We start from the raw sequence: 1,136 nt of genomic DNA on the forward strand, positions 1-1,136 counted from the left end.
CTATTGGATGAAGGACACGATATTAGCTATACAACGGTACGTAATTTCGTAAACAAAGAAACATCAAAAGCGAAAGAGGTATTTATTCGTCGACATGCCGAAGCAGGATATGAAGTTGAATTTGATTGGGGAGAAATTAAGCTAGAGATTGATCAAAAATTAAAAGTATATTATTTAGCGATTTTCACTTTACCGTACAGTAATTATCGATTTGCGAGAATATATGAATCTCAATCTATGGTTTGTGTGCTAGATGTTCATACTGAATTTATTAATCATATCGGATTCATACCAAAGGTATTTACTTATGACAATATGAGAACAGTCGTGAAGCAATTCGTTGGCACAGAAAGAAAAATAACTGATAGTATGGTTCACTTATCGAATTATTATGAGTTTAACATTCGGTTATGCCAACCAAGAAAAGGTAATGAAAAAGGCCATGTAGAAAGAAGTGTTGATTTCATTCGTAGAAAGGCATTTTCAGCGGTATACTCTTTCCAAAGTTTAAATGAAGCAAGTATGCATTTAGAAACCACGTTAGTAAAATTAAATAAAAGAACTCATCACGAACATAAAGTGTCACATCATGAATTATTGGGGCAAGAAGCAGTGCAGTCTAGACCTGCTATGTCATCCTTTGATCCAGCAGATATGATAGAGGTAAGAGTGGATAAATATAGCACGGTTGTTTTTAAGCAAAATCATTATTCTGTCCCTGAGGGACATGTTGGAAAGTATATTAAGGCCAAAGTAGGTGCAAAGAAAATAAAGTTATTTGTAGAAGGTGAACTGGTCGCTACACATGAACGATGTTGGGGATTGCATCAATGGATTATGGATATTAATCATTATTTAAAAACATTTGAAAGGAAAAAAGGTGCTATCGCCCAAAGTGAATGTTTGAGGCAAGCACCAACAAAAATTAAAAATATCTACTATGAACATTATATAGGAAAAGAAAAAGAATTTCTAGAGTTAATCCTTTATATACAAATGAATAACAATATTGATGAAGTGATAAGCGCCATTGAGCAGCTTAAAGCCATACGGATGGATCATGTTTCGACAGAAAGAATTTTGTTTCTATGCGAACAATCTCTATCGAGCGAAGGTCATTCAATGCAGAGTGACGA

General features: G+C 34.1%; 1 protein-coding gene. It reads left to right on the top strand.

The genetic code is table 11. The features are described 5' to 3' along the window. Positions 1-1,136 (top strand): IS21 family transposase (gene istA, locus ACFFIS_RS05945; RefSeq protein ID WP_390186583.1); only part of this gene is annotated, 1,136 nt, incomplete at both ends.

The sequence above is a fragment of the Paracerasibacillus soli genome (assembly GCF_042432965.1).
In the GTDB taxonomy this organism is placed as follows: Bacteria; Bacillota; Bacilli; order Bacillales; family Amphibacillaceae; genus Paracerasibacillus; species Paracerasibacillus soli.